The 26,717-nt window shown below is 33.2% G+C and carries 27 protein-coding genes and 1 pseudogene; 14 read left to right on the top strand and 14 right to left on the bottom strand.

Annotated elements, in window-relative coordinates; translation table 11 throughout:
- Positions 1-447: 447 nt before the first annotated feature.
- A complete protein-coding gene (locus tag AAGD42_RS04300) occupies positions 448-1,254 on the bottom strand; it encodes a DsbA family protein (RefSeq protein WP_341752370.1) in 807 nt (268 codons plus the stop codon).
- Positions 1,255-1,367: 113 nt separating this feature from the next.
- Positions 1,368-4,853 carry an acyl-[ACP]--phospholipid O-acyltransferase gene (locus tag AAGD42_RS04295; RefSeq protein ID WP_341752369.1) on the bottom strand — a complete coding sequence of 1,162 codons (3,486 nt, stop codon included), beginning with the start codon at positions 4,851-4,853 and terminating at the stop codon, positions 1,368-1,370.
- Between the two features lie 51 nt (positions 4,854-4,904).
- Between AAGD42_RS04295 and AAGD42_RS04290 the strand changes: the two genes are divergently transcribed.
- On the top strand, positions 4,905-5,033 hold the full coding sequence (locus AAGD42_RS04290) for a hypothetical protein (RefSeq protein ID WP_341752368.1): 129 nt from the start codon (positions 4,905-4,907) through the stop codon (positions 5,031-5,033).
- A gap of 10 nt (positions 5,034-5,043) precedes the next feature.
- On the opposite strand, the gene AAGD42_RS04285 is transcribed toward AAGD42_RS04290, so the two are convergent.
- The 3 genes from AAGD42_RS04285 to uvrB all read right to left on the bottom strand — a co-directional run bounded on the left by AAGD42_RS04285 (position 5,044) and on the right by uvrB (position 7,721).
- A complete protein-coding gene (locus AAGD42_RS04285) occupies positions 5,044-5,352 on the bottom strand; it encodes a HigA family addiction module antitoxin (RefSeq protein ID WP_341752367.1) in 309 nt (102 codons plus the stop codon).
- A gap of 12 nt (positions 5,353-5,364) precedes the next feature.
- Positions 5,365-5,649, bottom strand: coding sequence for a type II toxin-antitoxin system RelE/ParE family toxin (locus AAGD42_RS04280; RefSeq protein ID WP_341752366.1), 285 nt, complete (start codon positions 5,647-5,649; stop codon positions 5,365-5,367).
- A gap of 83 nt (positions 5,650-5,732) precedes the next feature.
- Positions 5,733-7,721, bottom strand: a complete 1,989-nt coding sequence (gene uvrB / locus AAGD42_RS04275) for an excinuclease ABC subunit UvrB (RefSeq protein WP_341753390.1) — start codon at positions 7,719-7,721, stop codon at positions 5,733-5,735.
- A 75-nt stretch (positions 7,722-7,796) separates the two neighbouring features.
- On the opposite strand from uvrB, the gene grxC reads away from it, so the two are divergent.
- Positions 7,797-8,066 carry a glutaredoxin 3 gene (grxC, locus tag AAGD42_RS04270; protein ID WP_341752365.1) on the top strand — a complete coding sequence of 90 codons (270 nt, stop codon included), beginning with the start codon at positions 7,797-7,799 and terminating at the stop codon, positions 8,064-8,066.
- 254 nt (positions 8,067-8,320) lie between these two features.
- Entirely contained in the window at positions 8,321-8,443 is a 123-nt protein-coding gene (locus AAGD42_RS04265; protein ID WP_341752364.1) for a hypothetical protein, read from the top strand.
- A gap of 96 nt (positions 8,444-8,539) precedes the next feature.
- Here AAGD42_RS04265 and AAGD42_RS04260 read toward each other — a convergent pair whose 3' ends face one another.
- Complete coding sequence (locus AAGD42_RS04260) at positions 8,540-9,292, bottom strand: IS5 family transposase (protein WP_341753366.1); 753 nt, start codon at positions 9,290-9,292, stop codon at positions 8,540-8,542.
- Positions 9,293-9,471: 179 nt separating this feature from the next.
- Between AAGD42_RS04260 and AAGD42_RS04255 the strand changes: the two genes are divergently transcribed.
- The 5 genes from AAGD42_RS04255 to AAGD42_RS04235 all read left to right on the top strand — a co-directional run bounded on the left by AAGD42_RS04255 (position 9,472) and on the right by AAGD42_RS04235 (position 12,489).
- A complete protein-coding gene (locus tag AAGD42_RS04255; protein WP_341750790.1) occupies positions 9,472-9,735 on the top strand; it encodes a hypothetical protein in 264 nt (87 codons plus the stop codon).
- Positions 9,736-10,062: 327 nt separating this feature from the next.
- Complete coding sequence (gene rplU, locus AAGD42_RS04250) at positions 10,063-10,380, top strand: 50S ribosomal protein L21 (RefSeq protein WP_341750791.1); 318 nt, start codon at positions 10,063-10,065, stop codon at positions 10,378-10,380.
- A 25-nt stretch (positions 10,381-10,405) separates the two neighbouring features.
- Positions 10,406-10,651: a 50S ribosomal protein L27 gene (gene rpmA, locus AAGD42_RS04245; RefSeq protein ID WP_341750792.1), complete on the top strand. Its 246-nt coding sequence runs from the start codon at positions 10,406-10,408 to the stop codon at positions 10,649-10,651.
- Between the two features lie 42 nt (positions 10,652-10,693).
- Positions 10,694-11,920, top strand: coding sequence for an aspartate kinase (locus AAGD42_RS04240; protein WP_341752363.1), 1,227 nt, complete (start codon positions 10,694-10,696; stop codon positions 11,918-11,920).
- Positions 11,921-11,931: 11 nt separating this feature from the next.
- Positions 11,932-12,489, top strand: coding sequence for a phosphatidylglycerophosphatase A (locus AAGD42_RS04235; RefSeq protein ID WP_341752362.1), 558 nt, complete (start codon positions 11,932-11,934; stop codon positions 12,487-12,489).
- Here AAGD42_RS04235 and AAGD42_RS04230 read toward each other — a convergent pair.
- The 4 genes from AAGD42_RS04230 to sdhC all read right to left on the bottom strand — a co-directional run bounded on the left by AAGD42_RS04230 (position 12,486) and on the right by sdhC (position 15,998).
- Positions 12,486-13,184, bottom strand: a complete 699-nt coding sequence (locus AAGD42_RS04230; RefSeq protein ID WP_341752361.1) for a hypothetical protein — start codon at positions 13,182-13,184, stop codon at positions 12,486-12,488. The genes AAGD42_RS04235 and AAGD42_RS04230 overlap by 4 nt on opposite strands.
- 11 nt (positions 13,185-13,195) lie before the next feature.
- Positions 13,196-14,989: a succinate dehydrogenase flavoprotein subunit gene (sdhA, locus tag AAGD42_RS04225; RefSeq protein WP_341752360.1), complete on the bottom strand. Its 1,794-nt coding sequence runs from the start codon at positions 14,987-14,989 to the stop codon at positions 13,196-13,198.
- Between the two features lie 218 nt (positions 14,990-15,207).
- Positions 15,208-15,588: a succinate dehydrogenase, hydrophobic membrane anchor protein gene (sdhD, locus tag AAGD42_RS04220; RefSeq protein ID WP_094649480.1), complete on the bottom strand. Its 381-nt coding sequence runs from the start codon at positions 15,586-15,588 to the stop codon at positions 15,208-15,210.
- Positions 15,589-15,611: 23 nt separating this feature from the next.
- The gene (gene sdhC / locus AAGD42_RS04215; RefSeq protein ID WP_250312241.1) at positions 15,612-15,998 is read right to left on the bottom strand and encodes a succinate dehydrogenase, cytochrome b556 subunit; all 387 of its coding nucleotides are present in this window, start codon (positions 15,996-15,998) and stop codon (positions 15,612-15,614) included.
- A gap of 407 nt (positions 15,999-16,405) precedes the next feature.
- Here sdhC and ykgO point away from each other — a divergent pair, with 407 nt between their 5' ends.
- The 4 genes from ykgO (at position 16,406) to hemW (ending at position 18,905) form a co-directional block, all read left to right on the top strand.
- The gene (ykgO, locus tag AAGD42_RS04210) at positions 16,406-16,531 is read left to right on the top strand and encodes a type B 50S ribosomal protein L36 (RefSeq protein WP_094648811.1); all 126 of its coding nucleotides are present in this window, start codon (positions 16,406-16,408) and stop codon (positions 16,529-16,531) included.
- A 64-nt stretch (positions 16,532-16,595) separates the two neighbouring features.
- On the top strand, positions 16,596-17,006 hold the full coding sequence (locus AAGD42_RS04205) for a DUF2660 domain-containing protein (protein ID WP_341752359.1): 411 nt from the start codon (positions 16,596-16,598) through the stop codon (positions 17,004-17,006).
- Positions 17,007-17,207: 201 nt separating this feature from the next.
- Positions 17,208-17,522: a hypothetical protein gene (locus tag AAGD42_RS04200; RefSeq protein ID WP_341752358.1), complete on the top strand. Its 315-nt coding sequence runs from the start codon at positions 17,208-17,210 to the stop codon at positions 17,520-17,522.
- Positions 17,523-17,723: 201 nt separating this feature from the next.
- A complete protein-coding gene (gene hemW, locus AAGD42_RS04195; protein WP_341752357.1) occupies positions 17,724-18,905 on the top strand; it encodes a radical SAM family heme chaperone HemW in 1,182 nt (393 codons plus the stop codon).
- Between the two features lie 474 nt (positions 18,906-19,379).
- Here hemW and ftsZ read toward each other — a convergent pair.
- The 4 genes and pseudogenes from ftsZ to AAGD42_RS04175 all read right to left on the bottom strand — a co-directional run.
- Positions 19,380-20,358 (bottom strand): annotated as a pseudogene (gene ftsZ / locus AAGD42_RS04190) (cell division protein FtsZ); the annotation flags it as partial.
- A gap of 98 nt (positions 20,359-20,456) precedes the next feature.
- Positions 20,457-21,839 (bottom strand): class II fumarate hydratase, encoded by a 1,383-nt coding sequence (gene fumC / locus AAGD42_RS04185; protein ID WP_250311871.1) that lies wholly within the window; start codon positions 21,837-21,839, stop codon positions 20,457-20,459.
- Between the two features lie 242 nt (positions 21,840-22,081).
- On the bottom strand, positions 22,082-22,735 hold the full coding sequence (locus AAGD42_RS04180) for a DUF2278 family protein (protein WP_341752355.1): 654 nt from the start codon (positions 22,733-22,735) through the stop codon (positions 22,082-22,084).
- A 110-nt stretch (positions 22,736-22,845) separates the two neighbouring features.
- Positions 22,846-24,336: a carboxypeptidase M32 gene (locus AAGD42_RS04175; protein ID WP_341752354.1), complete on the bottom strand. Its 1,491-nt coding sequence runs from the start codon at positions 24,334-24,336 to the stop codon at positions 22,846-22,848.
- Between the two features lie 334 nt (positions 24,337-24,670).
- Between AAGD42_RS04175 and metG the strand changes: the two genes are divergently transcribed.
- Both metG and AAGD42_RS04165 read left to right on the top strand, forming a co-directional pair.
- A complete protein-coding gene (gene metG / locus AAGD42_RS04170) occupies positions 24,671-26,227 on the top strand; it encodes a methionine--tRNA ligase (RefSeq protein ID WP_341753352.1) in 1,557 nt (518 codons plus the stop codon).
- Positions 26,211-26,711, top strand: a complete 501-nt coding sequence (locus AAGD42_RS04165) for a methylated-DNA--[protein]-cysteine S-methyltransferase (RefSeq protein ID WP_341753351.1) — start codon at positions 26,211-26,213, stop codon at positions 26,709-26,711. The genes metG and AAGD42_RS04165 overlap by 17 nt, the downstream gene beginning before the upstream one ends.
- Positions 26,712-26,717 lie beyond the last annotated feature (6 nt).

The following is a 26,717-nucleotide window of genomic DNA, read 5'->3' as shown; positions in this document are numbered from 1 at the left end:
TCGAGGAAATCATTGTGTACATTTATTAAGTACTAGTTACGATTTTTCGATTAATTTTTTATTAAAAATTCCTCTCTCATGGCTAGTTTTGAAAAGAGGTTTATTTCTTAAAAACCGGGAAAATCATGAAACCTACGAAAGATTAAGGTTTAGACTACTACTCTAATAATTTGAGGAATTAGTATCACAAAATTCCAACAACCCAGCTAGGAGGCGGTCGGAAATAACTAATTAGTTATCGCAGGCAACCTCCTAGGCTTAAGTAGAACATAGAGAGCATTTATATTTTCGGGTAACTAACTTAATTTTGGGAATTGATACTAGTACTAAGTATTTATCAAATTATTTTACATTTGTCAAACATATTTACATAAACAACCATCCAAAAATAATTAAAAAGTTACAATCAATAGCTGAACATACTCAAATCACTTGAGTATACCAGTATTATTTATTTTTACTTCTTATATCAGCAATTATTTTTTGCAATTGTTCTAGATCCATCATTCCTGCCATTAATTTACCATTAATAATATAGGCAGGAACTCCCTGTATTCTTAAACCTTTTGCTAATTTAACATTTTTGTCGAGAAGATTGTTTATCTCCCCTTTATTAATTTCTTCTGCGATTATCTCAAGATTTAAATCATTTGCTAAAAGCAATTTTTCTACAGATTCTTTGGTAATAGGTTTTAGCTCCATTAAACCATTGTGAATATCCTGAAACTTATCAGGAGTTGTCTTATAAACAGCCAAAGCAATAGTTGCTGCATAATTAGATGCATCACCAAGAAGTGGATATAGTTGCAAAACAACCTTAATGTTCGCATCTAATTTGATTAACTGATTAATAAAATGACTACCTTTTTTACAATAACTACAATTATAATCATAAAAAGCAGCAATGATTATATCACCATTCGGATTACCAAGTACTGGAGATGCAGGAGAATTCTCTATTTCAGATTTATTGTCTCTGATATATTCACCAGTTTTTATTTCCATTTCCTGCATTTTACGTCGTTGGAGACCTTCTATTGATTGAATTATTACTTCAGGATTATTTAGTAAATATTCTTTTACAATTTGCTCGGTTTTCCTCACTTGTTCTTTTTGATCTAATAATTGCTGATCTGCAGTATCAATCGAAACAGTAGCAGAAACAGGATTAGGAGTCTTCATAGTTTTATAAGCAAATAATGCTATTAGGACAACGACAATAATCAATAATATTTTACTAATAACATTATGCATAATATCTTTTCTATTCAATATATTTAGGTTTAAAAAAAAGTTTATACTCAAATAGAGAATCAACAATTACACTGTATATCAATTTTTCTATTAAACATGAGTTCCTTACCTTATCAAAGTATTCTAATTGCTTTTCTATAATTTTCAAGCATTTTAGTTATTTGCCGATAATTTACTTTACCTATTGGTAGAATCGGTATTTCTTTAACATGGATAATCTCTGGCAAATATTTTGTTAATTCAGTATTTTGTCTCGGATATGCTGAATTTTTATGCATCATTTCTATAAAATTTTCCCTATTTATAGTCTGACTGGTGGTAAAGAGAAAAATTTGTCTGTCTTTATTACCATCATCAGAACAAATAGCCACATGTCTACTATCAACATCAATCATATTAGCTAATTCCTCTATTAATACCAACGAGACTACTTCTTCTATTGCAACAAATTGTTGAACACGACCTAATAAGGTAAGATAACCATCTTTATCAATTTTTGCAACATCCCCAGTATCATACCAGCCCAGACCCAAATTTTCTGATGATGTCGGATGAATAACTCCAGGATTATTAGAGTGCATATAGCCAAGCATGATATTTGGCCCCTTAATAAATAGTTGTCCCCCCTCTTCTATTCCGTTAATTGGTTTAATATAATATTCTATTTTAGGCATCAAACGACCTACACTTCCACCACGATAATGCATGGGAGTATTACACGCTATTATTGGAGCTGTTTCAGACGCCCCATATCCTTCAAAAATTCTTATACCAAATTTATCGAGCCATAATTGCCTTGTTTCTTTCCTAAGTTTCTCACTACTGGCAAACACGTATCTTATAGAATAAAAATCATAAGGATGAGCACAGGTGGCATAATTATGTAAAAATACATCTGTACCAAATATAATCGTTGCTCCGATATCATATATTATCTCAGGAACACTCCGATAATGCAAAGGAGAAGGATAAAGAAAGGCTGGTATACCGTTAAGCGTCATCATTATTGTGCCAGATAAACCAAAACAGTGAAATAATGGCAAAGCCATAAAGGCAAAATCATCTAGACTAAAATGTAACTTAGCTAGAACCTGGCATCTATTAGCTTGCAGGTTTCTATGCGACAATACTACAGCCTTAGGAGAAGCTGAAACGCCTGAAGTAAATACGACAACTGACGGATCATTGTCATCATAACTAGCACACATATTGCTATAATAACTCTGTGGGAAAAAGCTAGCTATCATAGCCTTAATTCTTAAATATAAAGTAACTCTTGTTGTTAAATCTTCAAGATAAATGACTTTTATATTAACTTCTAAGATCTTTGCCAACATTTCTTGCAACCCAGTTTTTTCAACAAATTGTTTTGAAGTATAGACGGTTTTCACTGACGTTGTTTTGCACGATGCCACTACATTGCTAACATCACTCATATAATCAATCATGACCGGTCGACGGGAACAGGCTTGCATAGCATAAAAAGTAACAATCGTTTCAACCATGTTAGGTAGCATAATACCTATATACTCAGCTACTTCTGTATCCTGTTTTATTAAATTTGCTAAAGTAAAAGATTGTAATATTAATTGACGATAGGTAACAGACTTATCATCAATATCTTGTATTATTTTTTTGTTAAAACCATAAGCTTTTGCTGTTTCAAGGAGAGACTGAAATATAGTATTCTGGTAATCAGAGCTTTCAAATATCATATCAGTCATAATATCATAAAGAGCCTGACCTATATATTTACGCTTTTCCCTATTATCCATATTCTGATTAGCAGGAGACTTTACTGGTGGTAAAATAGTGATAGTAACCTTAGGAAATATCCGTGTTTTTAGTATATTTTTAAGTTTAGAAAAATTAGTAAACTGTGTACCATCTATTCTTACAGGTAAAATTGTTGCATCAGCTTTTTCAGAGATCATGCCAGGTCCTTCATATATCTTCATTAAGGAACCAGTAATACTTATTCTTCCTTCGGGAAAGATAGCAACTTTTTTATCTTTTTGCACTTCCCTAATCAAACTCTTTATAGCCATTGCATTAGCGGGATCAACTGGTAGAGTTTTTGCCATCGTTAAAAATGGTTTTACCCACCACACTTTAGCCATATTTGTATTAATGGCAAAAGTCATTTCTTCAGGTAAATAAGTTACCAGTAATGCAGGATCAAGATATGAAATATGATTGGCGATAACTACTGATCTTTTGCCAGCTTTATAAAAATTTTCAATACCTTTTACTTCTACTCTGTACATGCAATCAAAAATAAATTTTAAAATAGCTCGGTTAACAGCAAAAGGTACTATTTTTACTTCAGGAATTAATTGATAAATATAATAAGCTACCACTATGTTAAGTATGCTAATAAATAATATAACCGATGGTATCGAATATTCCCAATAGAATAACAACGAAAGTATTGCAGTAGACCCAGCCATAAATACAGCATTAGCAAAATTATTTATAGCAATTATTCTACTACGATGAGCTGAGGAGCTAAGATATTGTAATACTGCAAAAAGCGGAACAATATATAACCCCGCAATAGCAGCTATAAAAAATAAATCTATAATAATCCGCCAATTATGCTTTTTAGATAAAAAGACAAATATACTCTTTAATTGCTCCGGTTCATAATGAACCGCACTAATTCGACTGGCGAAAAATAAATCAATACCAAATATACTGACACCAATCGCTGAAACAAAAACATATTTCGTGGTAATTTCATTCCCCAAAATCTTACTACACCAAAAAGAACCAACCCCTACTCCAATTGAAAATGTGGCAAGAAACAAATTAGCAACATTTTCATCTGCTCCAAAAGTATTTTTAGCAAGAGCTGGAATTTGGGCAAGTATTGCCGCACTGATAAACCAAAACCAAGATATACCAAGAATTGCTAAATATACTTGCTTTTTAGATTTGGCATATTTAATCATTTCTATATTTTCGCGAAATAAATTTAATTTTATTTTAATTTCACAATTAGAATTATTTGATTTTGGCATAAAATAACTAGCAATAACGCCAATTACAGCAATCATTATCAGAATAGTGATTATTAAATTGCCACTTATAGTGTAGTATCCTCCAATAATAGTACCAACTAAAATGGAAATAAATGTTCCCGCCTCAACGAATCCATTAGCTCCCAATAACTCATTTCGATATAAATGATCTGGCAAAACACTATATTTGATTGGTCCAAAAAATGCCGAATGTATACCCATAAACAATATAGATAAAAACAGTATTAATAAACTATTATCAAAAAATCCATAAGTAGCAAAAAGCACTATGGTTAGTTCAAATAATTTAATGATTTTAACTAAAGTTGATCGCTCATACCTATCAGCTACTTGCCCTGCAATACTTGCAAATATTACAAAAGGTAATACAAAGATAGTATTAGCAGCGAGTACAAGTAATTGGGCTGATTCCACCAATTGACTAGATAGTTTATAGGTAATTAATATAATTAACGCATTCTTTAGTATATTATCATTCATACAACCACAAAATTGTACTATGAAGATAGGCAAAAAACGCGTATCTCGAAATAAATATAACCGATTTGATGACATGCTTTCTCCAAAGACATTATAATGGCGGTATAGTATGCAATTCCTTGCTTTATGTCAAATAATCTAATTCAAACCACCTATTATATAGTCAATTCAGGAGAATTGGGTAGCAGGAACGATGGAGCGACGCCTATAAGTAATAGGCGAGCATTGAGCGACGACGTCACCAACTTCCCCTGAATTGACTATATTACATGATGCCTTTTCCCATGGTAGCTAAAGGGCGAATAGAGGCAAGATGGTTAAATATTTTTTCCTTAGTAACTGCCTCATCATATCTTGACTGTATCCTAATCCAAAAACTATCTGATAAACTGAAATACTTTGCCAATAACAGAGCAGTTTCAGTACTAATATTTCTTTGTTTGTTTACAATCTCTGTTATTCTATTAATTGGTACTTCAATATCTTTAGCTAATCTATAAGCCGAAATACCAAAAGGTTCCAGGAATTCAGTCTTAAGTATTTCGCCAGGGTGTACCGGATTAATTTTATACATATAAGTTACCTTTTATTTATGATAATCAATTATTTCTAATTCGTAAGCATCACCATTGTTCCAAACAAAGCATATTCTCCATTTATCATTAATTCTAATACTATACTTATTAGCTCTGTCACCTTGCAATTTCTCTAATCTATTTGCAGGGGGTATCATTAAATCATCTAAGATATTTGCTGCATCAATCATTGCAAGCTTAATAAGAGCCTTTTTTGATATTTCAAAGAATTGCTTATCACAAATATGTTCCTCAAATAATATATTTGTCTTTTTACACTTAAAGCTTCTTATCATAGAAGATCATATTTACAGTTATCATTATATAATATATAAATACTTACGTCAAACATAAGTATTAATTAGACAGGCTATTTAAACTAAGTTAGCTCTAAAGCGGCTTCTTCTAGCGTATTAATTTGATCTCGTATTTTTGCTGCCTGTTCAAATTCCAAATTACTAGCTTTTGAGTACATTTCTTTTTTTAATTTATTGATATGAGCTTTTAATTTCACTGGATTATCCAATAATATATGAGCTTGTTTTTTATTACCTAACTTACTATCCAGTTTTTCTAATTTAATTAGTGCATGGATATGATTATTAATTGTTTGGGGTATTATAGAATGCTGTCTATTATATTCTTCTTGAATTTTTCTTCTCCTATATGTATCACTTACTGCCTTATCAATAGATTTGGTGATGCGATCTGCATAGAGTATTACCCTTCCTTGACTATTCCTTGCAGCTCTACCAATAGTTTGAATTAACGAAGCTTCCGAGCGTAAAAAGCCTTCTTTATCAGCATCGAGTATGGCAACAAGTCCACATTCTGGAATATCTAGACCTTCTCGCAATAGATTAATACCAACAATAATATCTATAGTACCTTGGCGTAAATCTTTGATGATTTCAATACGCTCAAGAGTATGAATATTAGAGTGCAAATATGATACTTTATACCCTAGTTCTTGCAGATAATTTGTTAAATCTTCTGACATTTTTTTAGTTAATGTTATCGCTAAAATACGAAATCCTTTCTTTATTGTCGATTGAATTTCGCTTAGCAAATCTTCAACTTGGTTAGTTGCTGGTTTTATAATACATTCTGGGTCAAGTAACCCTGTGGGTCTGATGATTTGCTCAACCATAACCCCTGCTGTTTCGTCCAATTCAAAAGGTCCCGGTGTAGCCGAAACAAAAACCGTTTGAGGTCTAAAATCTTGCCATTCCTCAAATTTTAATGGTCTATTATCTAAGGCTGACGGAAGACGAAACCCATGTTCCACTAGTACGGTTTTTCTAGCCCTATCACCATTATACATTGCTCTAATTTGTGGAACAGATACGTGACTTTCATCAACAAATAATAAAGCATCTTTAGGTAAATATTCAAATAGGGTTGGTGGTGGCTGTCCATTTGCTTTACCAGTTAGAAACCGAGAATAATTTTCAATACCTTTACAACTACCAGTCTCCATCATCATTTCCATATCATATTGGGTACGTTGATTTAACCTTTGAGCTTCTACTAACTTACCATGTGTATTAAAAAATTCTAAACGTCGTTGTAACTCCTCTTCAATTTGTGATATGGCGTTTTGTACTACTTGTTTAGGTGTTACAAAGTGCGATTTAGCATAAATCACAGCTTGCTCCAATTTAGCTAATTTTTCACCTGTAAGCGGATCAAATTCGCTGATATATTCCAGTTTATTATCAAAAAATGACAATCGCCAAGCTTTGTCGTTATAATGTACTGGGAATATATCAATATTATCACCTTTTACCCTAAACGTACCACGCTCAAATCCCACATCATTACGCTTATATTGTAAGCTTACTAGGTCACTGAGCAATTTATCTCTAGCATAAATTTCCCCAGACTTAAGGCTTATAGTCATCTGATAATAAAGACCCGGTGAACCAAGACCATAAATACAAGAAACAGAAGATACAACAATTACATCCCTACATTCTAAAAGAGACCTAGTAGCAGAGTGTCTTAATAAATCTATCTGTTCATTTATCGAAGAATCTTTTTCTATATAAGTATCGGTTTTTGCAATATATGCTTCGGGTTGGAAATAATCATAATATGATACAAAATATTCAACGGCATTATTTGGAAAAATTGCCTTCATTTCTGAATAGATTTGGGCAGCTAACGTTTTATTATGAGCCATAATAAGTGATGGTCGACCGGTTCTCTCAATAACATTTGCCATAGTAAAGGTTTTACCGGAACCAGTAATGCCAAAAAGTATTTGTGAAGGCAATCCCGATTCAAGCCCCTTAATGACTTCATTAATTGCTTTTGGCTGATCGCCAGCTGGACTATATTTAGATACTATCGAAAAATTATTTATCATTAATTTGTAACTTGCTAGTTTGTTATTATATGTAGATAATAGTTTTATAACCAATTAAATAGGATAATTTTTATGAAAAGCATATTTGTCACGGTCATTATTTATACATTAACACATTGCCCCTATTGCACTAAGGCCAAAACGCTACTTAATCAAAAAAATATATCTTACGAAGAAATAATCGTAGATAATTATAATGAGAAGCAAAGATTAGAGCTACAGCATAAAGCTAGTGGACAACGTACATTACCACAAATATTCATTAATGGTAAGCATATTGGTGGGTGCGACGCTCTTTATGAACTTGAAAAAGAAGGTAAACTAGATGAATTAGTGAAATAATACCAGCAAATAAATTTGTTGGATAATTTCTTCTGTCCATTCTTTTATACTTCTTACTAATAACCTTAATTCTGAATAAAAATAAACCTTTTAAAGGATGGGTAATAGTAATGATCATTAAAAAGGGCAGTATACATAAATAGATTTTGTAGCGAAGCATATACCACCTACTATTTATGGAAATAACTAATTTTGCTAACTCTAATAAACTGATTGTTACAAATGATTGAAATAACTTGCAAGAGATATTAGATATGGATTACGATAAATTTTTTGATGATAATAAAATGTATCATGTTGATTTGCAGTTAGAGTTAGATGAGATCAAGGAAATTTATGAACAAGAAAAGACTGAGATAGAAGGGATTACTGTTTAGTGATAATTATACGAAATAGTTGAGATTTAATCCTACATATTTCAAGAAAATTATATTTATTAGTAGCAAAATAGCTAGGTTCTGTTGACAAAATTTTTAACGTAACCATATTAAAGCTCCAACAAAATTTAGAAAGGCTAAAAAGGTGGTTGGGGCTTTATCAAACCTAGAAAATATACGCCTAAAATATTTGATTTTACCAAAGAAACATTCAATTAAATGGCGTTCTTTATAAATATGTTTATCATATTCACGTTGTACTTTACGATTAGATTTTGGTGGTATAACAACCTCACCCCCCTTATTTTCTAAGCTTTCTACAAACGCACTACTATCATATCCTTTATCGCCTATCACCGTCGTATTCTGAACATCTTTAGTAAGATTTTCAGCCTGAGTGATATCATTTCTTTGCCCAGCAGTTAGTATAAACTTCAGTGGGTTACCCAATGCATCAACGAGGGCATGAATTTTAGTACTAAAACCACCTTTGCTTCTACCTAAAGCTGCTTCCTCTTGATTACCTTTAATATATCCAGATGAGCAAGCATGTGCTCTTACAATAGTTGCATCAATCATCATTGATTCCATATCTACATCTACTTTAACATGATCCATTAAAGCTTCCCATATACCTTTGTCAACCCATCTCTTAAATCTGCGATAAACACTGTACCAACAACCATAATAATCAGGCAGAAGACGCCATTGACAACCTGTTCTAGCAATAAACCATATTGCTTCAATAAACTGTCTTATTTTTTCCTCATTCTTGTTGTGTATAGCTTTTTTTTTCTTAAAAAATGATAAAATTGCTTCCCATGCTTGGTCTTCTATGTAATACTTCATATCGGCAGTTTCTTGGTTTCGATAACTAGAAACTACCATTTCTTCTTACTATTGCAACTTCTTTATTCTCCTCTGATAACTTAACATAAAATTTTGTCAACAGAACCTAGAATTAGGTTACTTTAAAAGCTTTAACATAATCTAAACCATTGTAAATAATATTTAATAGAAGGTATAAAATGCTAGAAAATAATTCAGAACAAGAAGATGTATGGCGTAATGAATTGGGGGAAACATATGAAGAGCAGGAGAGTCGTTTAGATCGTGAAGAATCTGTTAGAAAACGCAATGCCATTATATTTGTTTTTCTTCCTATGCTAATTGGATTTCTAACATTTACTTATTTTTTCCTTAATTCAATAGAAGAAAAGAACAAATTGATGAAGCAACAGCAATCAACAACTATCAATAATACTCAAGATACAAAGAAAGAAAATAATTGAATTATATATTAGACTTACCTAGGCTCTGTGAACACCACTCAACCGTGAGTGTTCACGGTTTTTTTACTATTTTTTCTTAACAAACTTGTGGCGAAGACTCTATTTTGGTCACCTCAAAATCCAGTTTTGTAGCCTGTCTTTAAAGGTTTTTCACCATCGTTTCCTGGTAATGACCTCTGGGCTGTATATACTTCTATTAGTGAGACCACGCAAGTAGGTCGTGGCAATCCACATTTATTAATTATTTACGAATTTCCATTGACTAAAATAGATAGCGGTAATATAATGTCGACTTAGTTTTGTTAAATTTTAGTTAGGATATTTTTCATGTTCGCAATCGTCAAAGCAGGCGGAAAGCAGTATAAAGTCGGCAAAAACAGTGTAATCAAAATAGAAAAAATTGACGGTGAGAGAGGTGCAAAAATTCAACTTGATCAGGTGTTGATGATTGGTGAAGATTTCAAACCATCTTTTATAGGTACGCCAATGGTTCAGGGAGCTCTTGTTACTGCTGAAATTATTAACCAGTTTAGAGATAATAAGGTTATTGTTTTTAAGAAAAAACGTCGCCAGAATTATCGTCGTAAGAATGGTCATAGGCAGGAATTAACTGAACTAAAAATATTAGACATTACTAAACTATAACGGGATTTATTTAAGGGTATTATAGATGGCAACCAAAAAAGCTGGTGGTAGTTCTAGAAATGGTAGAGACTCAGCCGGTCGTAGATTAGGTGTTAAAAAATATGATGGGCAATATGTCATATCAGGTAATATAATTGTTAGGCAACGTGGTACTAAATTTTATCCAGGCAAAAATGTTGGGCTTGGAAGAGATCATACGTTATTTGCCTTGGTTGCAGGTAAAGTAGAATTCTCTACTAGGAGAACCCATAAAATAGTTAATGTGGTATGATATAGATTCCCACTTTCGCGAGAATGACACTAATCAGATTTTATGTCAATAATAGTTCAGAAATTCGGCGGAACTTCCGTTGCTAATATTGCAAGGATAAAAGAAATCATTCCAATTATTAAGTGGGAAAAGCAGCATGGTAATCAACTAGTAATCGTAGTTTCGGCTATGGCTGGTGTTACCAATCAGCTAGTTACTTTATGCAATGAAGTTTCTAGTCTTAAGACCGATTCAGAATTGGCGGAATATGATGCCGCTCTTTGTAGTGGAGAGATGGTAACAGCGTCCTTACTCGCCCTTGAGTTACAACAACAAGGCATAGATGCAAGATCTGTGCTAGCATGGCAGTTACCTATCTTAACCAATGATAATTACAGCAAAGCTTTGGTTGAACAAATCTCTACTAGTTTATTAACAGAATGTATTAAGCAAAACATCATCCCGGTAGTTGCTGGATTCCAAGGTGTTACCAATAATAATCGATTGGCGACGCTTGGTCGAGGAGGATCAGATACTACCGCCTCGTTAATTGCAGCTGCTATACAAGCTGATAGATGTGATATATACACTGATGTAGAAGGGGTTTTTACTGCTGATCCGCGGATTGTTCATGGGGCAAAGAAATTATCACAGATTAGTTTTGAGGAAATGCTGGAATTTGCATCTTGTGGGGCGAAAGTGTTGCATCCACGTTCCTTAGAAGCGGCTATTAGATATAACGTACCCATACGCGTTTTATCGTCGTTCTCACTACCATTATACCATGAAGATAGTGGTACACTAATAACATCTAGAGAAAAAATTATGGAAAATAAAAAAATTACCGGCATTACTTCCAACAAAAATTTATTAAAATTAGTAGTAAATTCCGCTCAATTAACTTTTTCTAAGATATGTAACCTCATTTCTGACTATAATATTCACCTAGAATTAATGGAAAATATTGAAGAAAATAAACAGTATAGTTTTATTATCCAACTATCTGATAAAAATAAATTACAGCACTTACTAGATGATCTAAAAAATACTAATCAGATAAATAATTTTATTATCGACAGTCAAATTTCTATAGTATCGATCATTGGTCACGGCATTAAACATGATCATAACTTGCTTGGTATAATATTAACTGAACTGGAAAAAGAAAATATATTAGTGAAAATGATACAAATTTCGGAAATTAAAATTTCTATCATAATAAAAGACCTCGACACTGAAAAAACTATACGTTGCTTACACCAACTATTTGAATTAGATAAATTAAATTAAGCAGGGTTATTATGTTTAATAAACATAAATTTGCAGAACTTATTGTAACTTTTTTCTATGTAGGTAAAATAAAATATTGTCCTGGTACATTTGGCTCTCTGGCTGCTTTCCCTTTGTGCTACTGGATATTATATCTTTCCATGCAAGCAGAACTTATTAGTATCTTTATTATCGCTTTTTTGATTTGCCTGTTACTATTTATATTAGGCACATATTTTTCCTCAATATATATACAATATAGTAAGCAAGATGATCCAAAAGAAGTGGTGATTGATGAGGTAGTGGGTCAAATGCTAACATTAATATTAAGCTTTCCTTCCGTTTTTTTTATGAATTATTCAGGACTTACAAAATATTTAAGTTCACCTGTACTAAATTTTATCTTTTTATTGGCTTTACCTTTTGCTCTGTTCAGATTATTTGATATTATCAAACCATGGCCAATAAATTGGCTTGATGCCAATATTAAAGGTGGTATTGGCGTTATGGTAGATGATATTGCTGCAGCAATTTTTGCTTCAGTTATGCATTACGCTATCACTTTTAGTCTAATAGATTGGTTTGGCTAAAGCATAAGAGTATACTCCACTGAATCGATTAATGGAGTAACCAATAACTTATAGCCATATTCTGTAATTAAGTAGTAAGTGTAATATTCGTGAACATTTTCTATAGTTATACTCGAATGATCTGAAGAGTTGGCTCCTGCAAATACTTGCGGGATATTCGAGTATACATCCTTAATAATTCTTTTTCCAAGCAAAATATCTATTTTATTCTGATCAAATTTGAGATTTGTGGCTATTACTACAATTTTCATACCAATAAATTTATCATGTTGTATCTCCAGCTCAACTTTAATAATAGCATTTTTGGATAGATTATTAGACGCTACAACAATTAAACAGATAATAATCTGGGCTATATGGTCATTGATATCTGTGCTATATAACCTTGTAAATATTAGTTCAATATTATGATTTTTTGATTTTACAAAATCAGTAGCTAATCTATTAACTTCTACAATAGAAGTTTTGCTATTCTCAGAAGCTAGGGAATATAAATAACGATAAAACTGTAAAGAGCGTATCAGCCTATTAGTACTATCCTGAATCAGTTTAATAGCTTTTTCTTGATGTTCTATAGTTTTTATTAAGTCAATACTATTATCTATAACCCCTATTGTTCCTGCAAAATCATGACATATTTTTTCATTTAAAGCTTGGCTCAGCCTTATTAAACTTGAGCTTATTGAATTTAACATAAACTGTATTTTTAATAAACTCGTTTAGCTGGCGGAATTGCCGCTACTTCATCTGTTAAAGTTGTAAGAGTTACCGGTTTATAATCTAGTTTGACATTACCTTGTTCGTCAATCCAAGCCAGTGTATGTTTCATCCACTCCTCGTCGTTACGTTCTAAATAATCCTCCCTAGAATGAGCCCCTCTACTTTCCTTTCTATTGGCAGCAGAATGCATAGTAATTACTGCTTGGTCTAATAAATTAGCTAATTCTAATGCTTCAACCAAGTCGCTATTCCATATTAATGATTTATCATTGATCTGAATATCAGCATATTCCTTTCGTGCCTGATCAATCAGTTCTTTTCCTTGATCTAGAACTTCTTGAGTTCTAAATACTGCTGCATGGTTTTGCATAATTTTTTGCATTTTGAGTCTTAGATCAGCTACTGGTATTTCTCCTTTAGCATGACGTATACCGTCAAATCTGCTAATTATTTTATCCAATATTGATTGAGGTAGAACCTTATGTGGTTGCCCCGCTTTAACAATTTCAGCAGCTTTTTTTGCTGCCGCCCTACCAAATACCACTAAATCAAGCAAAGAGTTCGATCCTAATCGATTAGCTCCATGTACTGAAACGCAGGCAGCCTCACCAATCGACATTAATCCAGGAATAATTTTATGATGATTATCCTGATCTTTATCAATAACTTGCCCATGGTAATTTGTTGGTATTCCCCCCATATTATAATGTACTGTTGGTAATACCGGTATTGGCTGGGTGTTAACATTAACCCCAGCAAAAATCTTTGCTGTTTCGGAAATACCCGGTAAACGTTCGTGAAGAATTTCCGGCGATAAATGATCTAAATGAAGGAATACATGATCTTTATGCTCACCTACGCCTCTATTTTCTCTGATTTCCATGGTAATAGCTCTTGAAACCACATCTCTTGAAGCAAGGTCTTTAGCGGCTGGAGCATATCGTTCCATAAATCTTTCACCATTGGCATTTACTAAATAACCGCCTTCTCCCCTAGCACCTTCTGTAATTAAGCAACCAGACCCATATATACCAGTTGGATGGAATTGAACAAATTCCATATCCTGCAAGGCAATGGAGCTTCTTGCCACCATTCCCCCTCCATCACCGGTACAAGTATGAGCACTTGTGGCAGAAAAATAAGCTCTACCATATCCGCCAGTAGCTAATACTACTAAGTGAGAATGAAAACAATGTATTGTCCCATCATCAAGATTCCAAGCAACTACCCCTACACATTCTCCATTATTCATTAACAAATCAATGGCAAAATATTCAATAAAAAATTGAGCTTTATTTTTTAAAGCTTGTTGGTATAAAGTATGTAATATGGCATGACCCGTACGATCTGCTGCAGCACAAGTCCTTTGGGCAGCTTGTCCCTTGCCATAATTTGTCGTCATACCACCAAAAGGACGCTGATAAATTTTACCTTCTTCTGTTCGTGAGAAAGGTACCCCATAATGTTCAAGCTCCAGTACCGCGGCAGCTGCATGTTTACACATATACTCAATCGCGTCTTGATCACCCAACCAATCCGAACCCTTTACGGTATCATACATATGCCAACGCCAATCATCTTGCCCCATATTACCAAGAGAGGCACTGATACCACCTTGTGCCGCTACAGTATGGCTTCTAGTGGGAAAAACCTTGCTAATACAAGCAGTACTCAACCCCTCTTTTGCCATACCAAAAGTTGCCCTAAGACCAGCTCCTCCAGCTCCAACTACCACTACATCAAATTGATGGTGGACAATATTATAAGATTTAGTAGACATTCATAAATTCCTTTTATTCCAAATAATACTCAAATAATTTTAACCTATAGCTAATCCGGCTAATATTATTCAGTCTATTAGCAAGGAGTAGCGAAACACGATTAAGCAATTACTTTCCTGGATTGCCGCGTCGCCACTAAAGTGGCTCCTCGCAATGACGATTTATAAACCCAAGCGTCATTGCGAGGAGGCGAAAGCCGACGAAGCAATCCATTTAGCTATAGTATAGCATAAAATAATGCTACCACTAAGAATGCAATCGTTATAATACAAAATATTTGCAAAAATATAATTAACCCAATACGAAGCTTGATACAACTAATATAATCCTCAATTACCACTCGCATACCAAGCATGGCATGATAGAAGGTGGTAATAATCAATATGCCCAAAGGCACAATATTGTAAGGTTTCTGTAAAGTACCAACAAAATGAGTTAAATCCTTGCCAATATTACATTTAATAAAGACTATTAGCCAAATAGAGCAAATTGCCAAAATAATAGCAGTGATTCTTTGATGTAACCAGTGACTAGAGCCACTTTTTGCCGAACCAACTCCTTTAGCTTTTGCTAAATCTGTCCTTAAATTAGTATTCATATAGAGACCATAAATTAAATTGACTATAACAACCAAAAAGCTAATGTCATAACTATTGAGGCTATTACAACAAACCAGCCTGTGAAGTTAATAGCTCTTATTGAAAAGCAACGCCCACTATCCCAAATTAAGTGACGCACCCCATTACATAAATGGTAAAACCAGGCAAAACTTATAAATATTGGAGGGATTTTAAATAAACTACATTTAAAGAACTGTAAATATTCAGGATTAAATTTGCTAAAAGACAATAAAATAAAACACCATATCAATACTGATAGTGCAAAAAATAAGCCTATCCCCGTCATACGATGCACAATAGACAAAACAGCACTGATCTGTTTTTTATATATTGTTAAATGAGGAGAAGTTGGTCTGCTATTATAAATTTCCTGCTTTGTTTTTGTCATATATTTTGTCATAAATTATATTTTATAGTAAAAATCGTTGTTTATGGTACAATAAAAATGTCATCTCAATTCCAACTGTGATGCCATGTACGGATATACCCTATATAGAATGAACAACAATAGGGAAACCCAAAATGAAATATAACATAATAGGAATAGATTTAGCAAAAAATATTTTTCATTTCCATGGAGCAATGATAATTTTTAGCTCATTAACCACTTCTGCAACTCTTTAGGTTAATTGAGTATATTCATATGCTAAAACATAACCATCTCATGAAAACTTTTGTTGACAAAATTGAGGAAGGTAGTACTATTGCTGTTTTTAATTTAAGATAGCAGAAATTTGAAAGTTGATTTACCACTTTTAAAGTTTTTGTTAAATAATATCAAAGGATAAATTTTATATGAAAGTTGTAAGTTCGTTAAAATCTCTAAAGAAAAGAGATAAAGATTGCCAAGTTGTAAAAAGAAAAGGTAAAATTCTTGTAATAAACAAGAAAATTAAAAGGTTTAAAGCTAAGCAAGGTTAGATAATTTAGAAATTTCATAGTTGTTGATTAAATTTCTAAGATTTAATTTTAGATGGAGGCTCTTATGCAAAATACTAATTTGATAATCGTTGCAGTAGGTCTACTTGTAGTATTTATTATATTCTTTGTTTATAAGAAGAGCAAGAATGCGTCTGTTAGTATGCTTATCAAGGATACTAATAATGCACAAGAGCTTAATGCACCATTTAATAAAGCAGATAATACCAAAAAGCTAACTCTAAAAGAAAAGGTTGAGCTATCGTGGAAGTTCTTATATGAAATTACAGAATCAATTGTTAATAAATTTTCTAAAAAGGATGTAGAATTAGTAAATCATCTTGGTCACACATTGTTAAATAACGGGATGAAGTATGAGCATGTAGTAGACCTTGGTATTAAACAACAAGTTACATCAAGAGCTGCAAATATTGAACAACAAGCCCATTCTCAGTCTCAGAAATCTTTGGGTAAATAAGCACTAATAACGGTATTTTTGACAGCAAGATTAATTGTGAGCGTTCAGGAAAAAAAGTTAAAGTACAAGATGTCTATTAGCGAGAAGGTCACTTTACAACATTACGTCATTGCGAGCTGATGTATCCCCAGGAAATTGTTGCAAAATAGCAAGAATTGATAGAATATCTTCATTATTTAATGATGATGGAGATAGTAGGTTATGGATGTAAAAACAGTATTAAATGAAGTAATAAAAGAACATTGTCCTTTTATACATAATAATCGTTTAAATGCGTTACTTGATGTTGCAGAAGGCTTGCGATATAGTCAGAATTTGTCTTTGAGTGCAATTGGCAGGAACTTGAGTGGTGATAGTAAAGTAAAACATAAAATAAAAAAAGTTGATAGATGTATAGGTGTTTATAAAATTTTCTTTATTAAATATTCATTATGCCATACCATTCCCCTACTATTCTTTGGGTTTATTGGTTATACAATTGATTATCACTATAGGTATAAAAATAAAAAACTTTGATAAATAGATTTATCTAGGCTCTGTGAACAAAATTTAAATTACTAGATTTCGACTCTTTTTAGCTGCAAATTATAAGATTTTTTTGAAATAGAACTAACTATTCCGGCAAAAATCTTATTAATTTTCGCTTTAAAATACTCAAAATCTAAACAATTAAAATTTTGTTCACAGAGCCTAGGCAAGTCTAGTATAAACCCAAACATGAAAGAACCATTATCGATATATATACACTGGCCATTTTGTTTATCAAAATGCCCATATTGTGACTTCAACTCTCATGTTTCAGATAAAGTAGACCATGATGATTGGCTGAAATGTTATGAGTTGGAACTGAATCATTTCAAGGATACTATAGGTCATAAATATATAAAATCTATTTTCTTTGGTGGTGGCACCCCATCTTTAATGAAGCCATTTGTTGTTGAAGGAATCATTAGCAAAATAGCAAATCTAGCAACAATAGATGAGCAAACAGAAATTACTTTAGAAACAAATCCTACTTCATTTGAGACCGAGAAATTTAAAGACTTTAGATTAGCTGGAATAAATAGGGTGTCAATTGGCGTTCAGTCTTTAGTGGAAACTGACTTAAAGAGTTTAGGGCGACAACATGATGTGGGGCAAGCAATCAAAACTATTGAGACAGCTCGCCGCATTTTCCCCAGAATATCTTTTGACCTAATTTATGCAAGAAGTAACCAAACTCTAGAAAGTTGGAAAAAGGAATTGACCAATGCCATGGAACTTGCCTCAGGTCATATCTCATTGTATCAGTTAGTAATCGAAAAGGGTACGTTATTCTATAAATTATTTAATGATGGAAATCTGACTATACCAAGCTCAGATCAAGCAGCCGATCAGTATGAATGGACTAACTTGTATTTAAAGTCTCAAGGATATCTTAGATATGAAATATCAAATTATGCTATATTAGGTCATGAATGTAAGCATAATTTGACATATTGGCAATATAATAATTATTTAGGTATAGGTCCAGGTGCTCACAGCAGAGTTAATATGTACGATAGTGATTTTACATCTAATCTCTATAGTATCATGATGTGGCATAAACCAGAAAAATGGTTACAAACTGTTAATAGTTTGGGATGTGGCATTCAACATATCAATAAACTTTCTATGCAAGAAATAATTGAAGAAATGTTGATGATGGGACTACGTCTTGAAAAGGGTATAAATATTGACATTATACAAAAAAGAACAGGTAAACAATTATTTGAGATTTTGGATATACAAAAGGCAACATACTATAAAAAGCTAGGTTTACTTCAGTGGGATGAGGAGTTAGGCGATAAAGGTCATATTAATCTTACAAGTAAAGGTCTAATGTTACACAGTTATATAGTACCAAGGTTGTTTCCATAAAAACCACCAACTAGTAGGTTGTCGGCAGTACTCGAGATTTTTTTACTATTTTCTTATGGTGAAAAAATCCGCGAACACTTACAAATTATTTTGGTTTCCTTAAAAAAGCTGGAATATCATGGATATCAACGTCTACATCGCTCTTTTGAGAAATTGGAGGAATGTGGTTTTTGATTTGCTCTTGATTTTGATTATTATTGGATTTTAGTGAATTCCACATTCTACTGAGTAAAGATGCTTTGGCATCATTGCTACTTATAGTTGGCTGATTTGGTATATTAATTGATGTCGCCTGAACGTTTAAGTTTAAAGTCTGTACTCCAGAATCTACTAAACTAGCTTTTTCACCGGTATATTGGGCAAAATCTGGAATTTCTTCTAAAACTGTTGTCTCTATTAAATCATGGTCACTAGCTACTTGTTCACAACTTGCAGGACTACTAGTTACTGATTCAATAGGTTGGGATTTGTTGCTTATTACTTGATCAGCATCAATACCAGTAGCAACTACCGATACTCGAATAACGCCATTTAATTCTTGATTAAACGTCGAACCAAAAATAATATTAGCATCGCTATCCCCTACTTCTTCTCTAATTCTATTAGCCGCACTATCAACCTCAAATAAGGTCATATCCGCACCACCAGTAATGTTAATTAACACCCCTCTAGCACCACGCATTGAGTTATGATCTAATAGTGGATTAGAGATAGCCGCTTCAGCTGCCTTAACCGCTCTATCCTCACCAGATGCTTCTCCCGTACCCATCATAGCTTTACCCATTTCGCTCATCACTGTTCTAATGTCAGCAAAATCTAGGTTAATAAGACCTGGCATGATCATCAAATCAGTAACCCCTCTGACTCCGGCATGTAATACATCATCTGCCATTTTAAAGGCATCGGCAAAGGTAGTATTTTCATTTGCTATACGAAATAAATTTTGATTTGGTATTACTATCAAAGTATCAACAAATCTTTGTAGTTCTAGTAAACCTTGTTCAGCAGTTTTAATTCTATGTTTTCCTTCAAAATGAAAAGGTTTAGTGACTACCCCCACAGTAAGAATTCCTAGCTCCTTAGCGATCTTTGCCACAACCGGAGAAGCCCCTGTACCAGTACCTCCACCCATACCGGCAGTGATAAACACCATATTGCTACCTTCTAAATGCCCCTTAATCTCGTCAGCTGATTCTTCAGCTGCTAAAGCCCCGATTTCTGGAGACGCACCAGCTCCAAGACCTTTAGTAATCGCAACACCTAACTGTATTTTGTTGTCGCATAATGAATGTTCGAGTGATTGTGCATCAGTATTGGCAACGACAAAGTTTGCTCCTTGCAATTTGGCAAGTAGCATATTATTTATTGCATTACCACCAGCTCCTCCAACACCAAATACTGTGATAATTGGTTTAAGAATTACATTTTCTGGTGCTTTGAGATGTAAAGCCATAATAATATTTTACCTGTTAAATATAAATTGCTTTTAGTATAATAAAGAATCTAAAAATTTCTACTATAAAATAGATTTCATAAAGAGCATCAGTCTAATTATACCATATTTTTTGCTACCACTAAGCGATCAAACTCCTCACCTGATAAAAAATTTAATTTTATAGCAGCTTCTCTTAAAGTTATACCTTCTTGATAGGCTTTTTTTGCAACTTTTGCCGCATTATCATAACCTATATGCGGATTTAAGGCTGTCACTAACATCAGCGATTGCTCTCTCAGCTTATTAATACGTTCTATATTCGGCTCTAGACCTTCAATACAATGCGTAACAAAACTATTTATGCTAGCAGAAATCAACTCTATTGACTGCAAAATATTATAAATTATAACAGGCTTAAAGGTATTTAGCTCAAGATGACCGTTTGATCCGGCTATAGCTACTGCAAGATTATTGCCCATAACCTGCACACAAACCATAGTCAATGCTTCAATTTGTGTTGGATTAACCTTACCTGGCATAATTGAAGAACCAGGCTCATTTTCCGGTAAATGTAATTCACCAAAACCACATCTTGGTCCCGATCCTAACAACCTAATGTCATTAGCAATTTTCATTAAACTTCCTGCTATGGTATTTAGTGTACCAGAAAATTCTACTAATGCATCATGAGTAGCTAATGCCTCAAATTTATTAGCAGCACTTTTGAAAGGATAATTGGTATATGCAGCAACTTGATCAGAGAATTTTACAGCAAATTCTTTACGGCAATTAATACCAGTCCCCACTGCAGTTCCACCTTGTGCTAAAAAATATACTCTTTTTAGTGATTCCTCAACTCGTTCTATAGCATAGGCTATTTGCGTTACATAACCAGAAAATTCTTGCCCAAGCGTTATTGGCGTAGCGTCCTGCAAATGAGTGCGTCCTATCTTAACTATATTATTCCAAGCTGTAGCTTTGGTATTTAACGCCGAATGTAGGCTGGTTAATGCTGGAATTAATTGTTGTTTACTAGCGAGTATGGTTGCGATATGCATAGCAGTTGGAAACGAATCGTTGGATGATTGTGCCATATTTACATGGTCATTTGGATGAATTGGCGACTTACCACCCTTCTTGCCTACTAATTGTTCATTACCAATAGAGGCTATTACCTCATTGATATTCATATTAGTCTGAGTACCAGAGCCAGTCTGCCATACTACTAAGGGAAATTGATCATCAAATTCCCCTTTTAATATTCTAGAGGTAGCTTGATCTATTGCTTCTGATATTTCAGGCTTAAGATCGCCTAATTCTTTATTGACCTTTGCTGCACATTTTTTTAAAATTGCTAGTGCCTTAATCAACTGAATAGGCATTTTTTGATCGCCTATCTTAAAATTCTCAAGAGACCTTTGAGTTCCTGCCCCCCAGTAAAACTGATCGTCTACTTTGATTTCTCCAAATGAATCGGTTTCAATCCTATAATTTTTCATATAAATTTTTCTTTTTTGATCTTGTTGTATTTAGTAGTTAACCCGGAAAGGTTTTACCCCAAATCGTCATTGCGAGGAGCCACTTTGGTGGCGACGCGGCAATCCAAAAATGATTAGAAATGGATTGCTTCGTCGGCTTACGTCTCATCGCAATGACGGTGTATTGCAAAGTGGCTCCTCGCTAATAAACTTTTGTGAATTTGGCTTAATGCTAATCAGCTTAGCTATAGTTCACTTAATCTTTATACAATAGGATTACCTTCATCATCAGTATTCAAAGATTGTTCATCAAACATGAAGAAAAAGGCTTTAATACTATTATTAGGGGTTTCTATGAATATAGCCCCATCTTGATAAATGCCATTATCTTTACTGTGTGGGTTATAGTTCCCCTGATTCAGATGTATATCATGTATACCTCTAGGAGGAAGTTGAGAATGTTGTTGTTTTAACTGTAGTCCATAAGGTACTACCACCCTTGTTTCAGTATCATCATAAGACTCACCTAAAATACATATCTTTGTACCACGGATAATATGCATGTCTAGCAAAGATGAAATTTCTTGCCATGATTTTGCTAAAGTATTCTTTAAATAATCTATTTGAAAAATTCCACTACGGAGATAATCAAGCCTAGAGGCATGAGTTAACTGATCCAAGCTAAATAATCCTTCATCTCCTAATTTAGCTAAATTAGTTAACAACTCATTATTATTCAACTGATCGACATAGTATAGCTTAACATTAGCTCTAGAATCAGACTGGATATCTATATTTACTTGATAGTCTAGTTTGTTGGCTTGTACTATAATATTATGATGAGTCTCTGTGTGTTTTGTACGATCTTCTAAATCCTGTGATACGATTCCTTTTAGATAGGAATAGTTTGCCAACATAACAATATCCTTTATAAGTGTTAATTTATATTATATCAACTTACCAGTGAGTCAATCATTTTAAGATATATTTGTTGTTTTGATAATCCAGTAAATTCAATATAGATGCATCAATCTAAATATTTTTGTTTGAGATAGTTTAAAAATATTTCCGATTGAATTCGATCTTCACCCGTAGCGTCTTTAATTAATTCAGTAGTACTTTTTAATGAGCCATAGTTTCTAAGATTATTATTCAAGAATTGGTTTATACCTTTGAATTCTCCTCTGGTGATTTCTTTTTTTATGTTATGATTCACTTCTTGTGCTTTTTTCATCAGCATTGAAGCAATAATTGCTCCGTTAGTATAAGATGGGAAATAACCAAAGCTGCCCATTGGCCAATGTATATCTTGTAAGCATCCGTTTGTATCTGTTTGTGGAGTGATTCCTAAATATTCTTGCATCTCATTATTCCAATAATGTGGCAAATCATCCAAAGTTAGCTCTCCGCTAATTAATAATTTTTCTAGTTCAAACCTAACTATTACATGCATTGGATAAGTAACTTCATCTGCTTCTACTCTAATAAAACTAGGGGATACTCTAGTCATTAATTTATAAAGATTTTCTCCAGAATATTCTTGTCCTTTGAATGCAAACTCATCCTTAAGTAACATTGATAGAAATTCACAAAATTCTCGTGATCTGCCTACTTGCATTTCCATAAATAAAGACTGACTTTCATGGACAGCCATACCTTTAGCCTTGCCTACAGGTTGGTTCTTATATTTGCTAGGCAAGTTCTGTTCATATAAAGCATGACCTGTTTCATGTATAATTCCCATGATCCCTGAAATAAAATTACGTTCATCATACCTATTAGTTAATCTAATATCATCAGGAGTGCCTTGACAAAATGGATGAGCCGATTCATCTAATCTACCCTTAGTGCAATCAAACCCCATTATTACCATAAGCCTTTTGGCAATTAGTTTTTGTTGTTCTTTATTAATAGGGTCAACTATAGGCAGAACATGTTCTCTACTTTGTTTTTCTACTACCTGACTAATTAATTGCGGTATGGTTTTTTTAATATTATTAAAAACTACTTTAATTTCATCTATTTTACGCTCAGGATCATATGTGTCAAGTAAAGCATCATATATTGTGCAATTTAGGGTTTTAGCTTTAGATTTCGCCATTTCTTGTACGGAATCTAATACTGCTTGTAGGTAAGGTTTAAGTGATAGGTAGTCATTATTCTTTTTAGCATTTCGCCAAATTAACTCACATTTTGCACTAGCAGTAACATATTTTTTTCTTAAATCATCATCTATACAGTTAGATTCTACGATCCGTCTTTTTGTTTCTTGTAAATTTGCTAATTGCCAAATATCTAGCATATTTTGCTTTTCAGAAACAGCCTGTATTAATTCACCGAGTTTTGGTGATTTTAATCTAGAATGTGCTATGGAAGATAATAGTGATATTTCGTTTGTTCTACTATCAATCGATCCTTGTGAAATGTTTACTGCGATATCCCAATAAAGTAGACTAATCACGTTATTAATTTGAGAAATTTGCTCTAATTCTTGTTCTAACAATGCATAATGTTTCATATAATTATTCCCTAATTCAAAAATTATTTTAGCTATTTTTATAGTATACTAGTTTAGCGGAAATCACTATAATAAATACAAAAACTTGATTTTTTTACATATATAACTAACCCGACTAACATTACTTTCAATTCACAGCGTCATTGCGAGGAGTGCGGAAACCGCACGACGAAGCAATCCACAAAAGCAACCAAAATGGATTGCTTCGTCGCTACTAAATTAGCTCCTCGCAATGACGCTGTGAATTGAAAGTAATGTTAATCGGGTTAACTACAATTATCCAAATTCCGGATAATTAATTATAACAAATTTATGTTATTATAAATTGACCATTATGAAAAACACATATTACATTACTACACCGATTTATTATGTCAATGATATACCTCACATAGGGCATGCTTATACAAGTGTTGCATCTGATGTAATAGCAAGATTTATGCGTTTATCAGGTAAAGATGTGATGTTTTTAACAGGTACTGATGAACATGGTCAGAAGGTAGAAAAATCGGCTATTGCCAAAAATGTTGAGCCGCAAATATTTACTGATACGCTGTCCGAAACTTTTCAGACATTAATGCATTCAATGAACATTTCTAATAATGATTTTATTAGAACCACAGAAGCTAGGCATAAGCAAGCGGTAAGTAGTTTGTGGCAGACATTACTTGATAATGGTGATATTTACCTAGGTAACTACAAAGGTTGGTATTCTGTACGTGATGAAACATTTTATAATGAATCAGAATTAACAGCCGACGGATTAGCTCCAACTCAAGCTACTGTTGAATGGCTTGAAGAACCAAGTTACTTTTTTTCTTTATCAAAATGGCAAGATAAATTATTGGATTTTTACGATGCCAATCCTGATTTCATCAGACCAAATACCAGGCGTAACGAAGTTATTAGCTTTGTGAAATCAGGGCTGCATGATTTTTCTATATCGCGTTCTAGTTTTAACTGGGGGATTAAAGTGCCCAATGATAAACAGCATATAATATATGTATGGCTTGATGCGTTAACAAACTATATTTCAGCTTTAGGATACCCAAATGATACAAGCCAATATAATAAATTTTGGCCAGCTGATGTGCATGTGGTTGGTAAAGATATATTACGCTTTCATGCAGTATACTGGCCAGCATTTTTGATGGCAGCAGGGTTGCCGTTGCCAAAATGTATTATGGCACATGGATGGTGGCTTAATGAGGGGCAAAAAATATCGAAATCTATAGGAAATGTAATTGACCCACTGCAGTTAATAAAAGAATTTGGTTTAGATCCAGTTAGATATTATTTGATGAGAGAGATAATATTTGGCTCAGATGGAAGTTATTCTCGAAGTGGTTTTGTTAATAGAACCAATAGTGAGTTATCTAATAAAATTGGTAATTTGTTGCAAAGAACTCTAGCCTTTGTTTATAAGAATAATGATGCAAAAATTCCGTTAATTAGCCAAGAATCTATCAATAGCATTTATGAATCATTTTTAATTAAAACGTCACAACAAATTATATCAGAAAATTTAATATTTATGGATAGATTTGATATGAATTCGGTGTTAGAAAATATTATTACTTTAACTGAAGAAGCAAATATTTACATAGATCGAGAAGCCCCTTGGCAGTTAAAAAAAACTGATCCTATAAAGATGGCGGAGGTGCTATATACGCTACTTGAAACGCTAAGATATATTGCTGTAATGTTGCAGCCATTTATCCCTGATTCAGCTAGTAAAATGCTTGATCAGCTTGCTGTGCCAGAGAGCCAGAGAATGTTTAAACATTTAACCAAGGAGTTTAGTTTAACTCCAGGCAGCAGCATCAGTCAACCAGAAGCTATATTTCCAAGATTTCAGGAGATATTTAGTGCAGATGACCAAAATATATAGATATATAGATTTACCAATTACTCTAACATCTTCAAATCATTTGAGGATGTTATTGATAGCGGATGGCAACTTCTTAACAGGTTTATATTTTGTTGGGCAGAAACACATGCCAATTTTAAGCAGTGATTATCATGAGCAGCAAAATTCTAGCATATTTGATCAAACTTACCGAGAGTTAATAGAATACATAAATGGTGCTAGAAAGGAATTTACCATAGCTTACCGTTTCACTGGAACTAATTTCCAAGAAAAAGTATGGTTTGCTATCTCTGCTATCCCTTATGGTAGAGTGATAAGCTACAAGAATATTGCGGAGCTAATATTTGCTCCTAAAGCTGTGCGTGCAGTAGCAAATGCTGTAGCACGTAATGCTTTGTCAATTATAGCGCCATGTCATAGAGTTATAGGTACTGATGGCAAATTAACTGGCTACGCTGGGGGGCTTGAGATCAAGAAGAAACTTTTAGAACTAGAAAAAAGTTAAGTGTTA

The organism is Candidatus Tisiphia endosymbiont of Dioctria linearis (genome assembly GCF_964026545.1).
GTDB lineage: Bacteria > Pseudomonadota > Alphaproteobacteria > Rickettsiales > Rickettsiaceae > Tisiphia.
The sequence above is the reverse complement of the archived record's forward strand: the minus strand, read 5'-3'. Positions and strand labels throughout refer to the sequence as shown.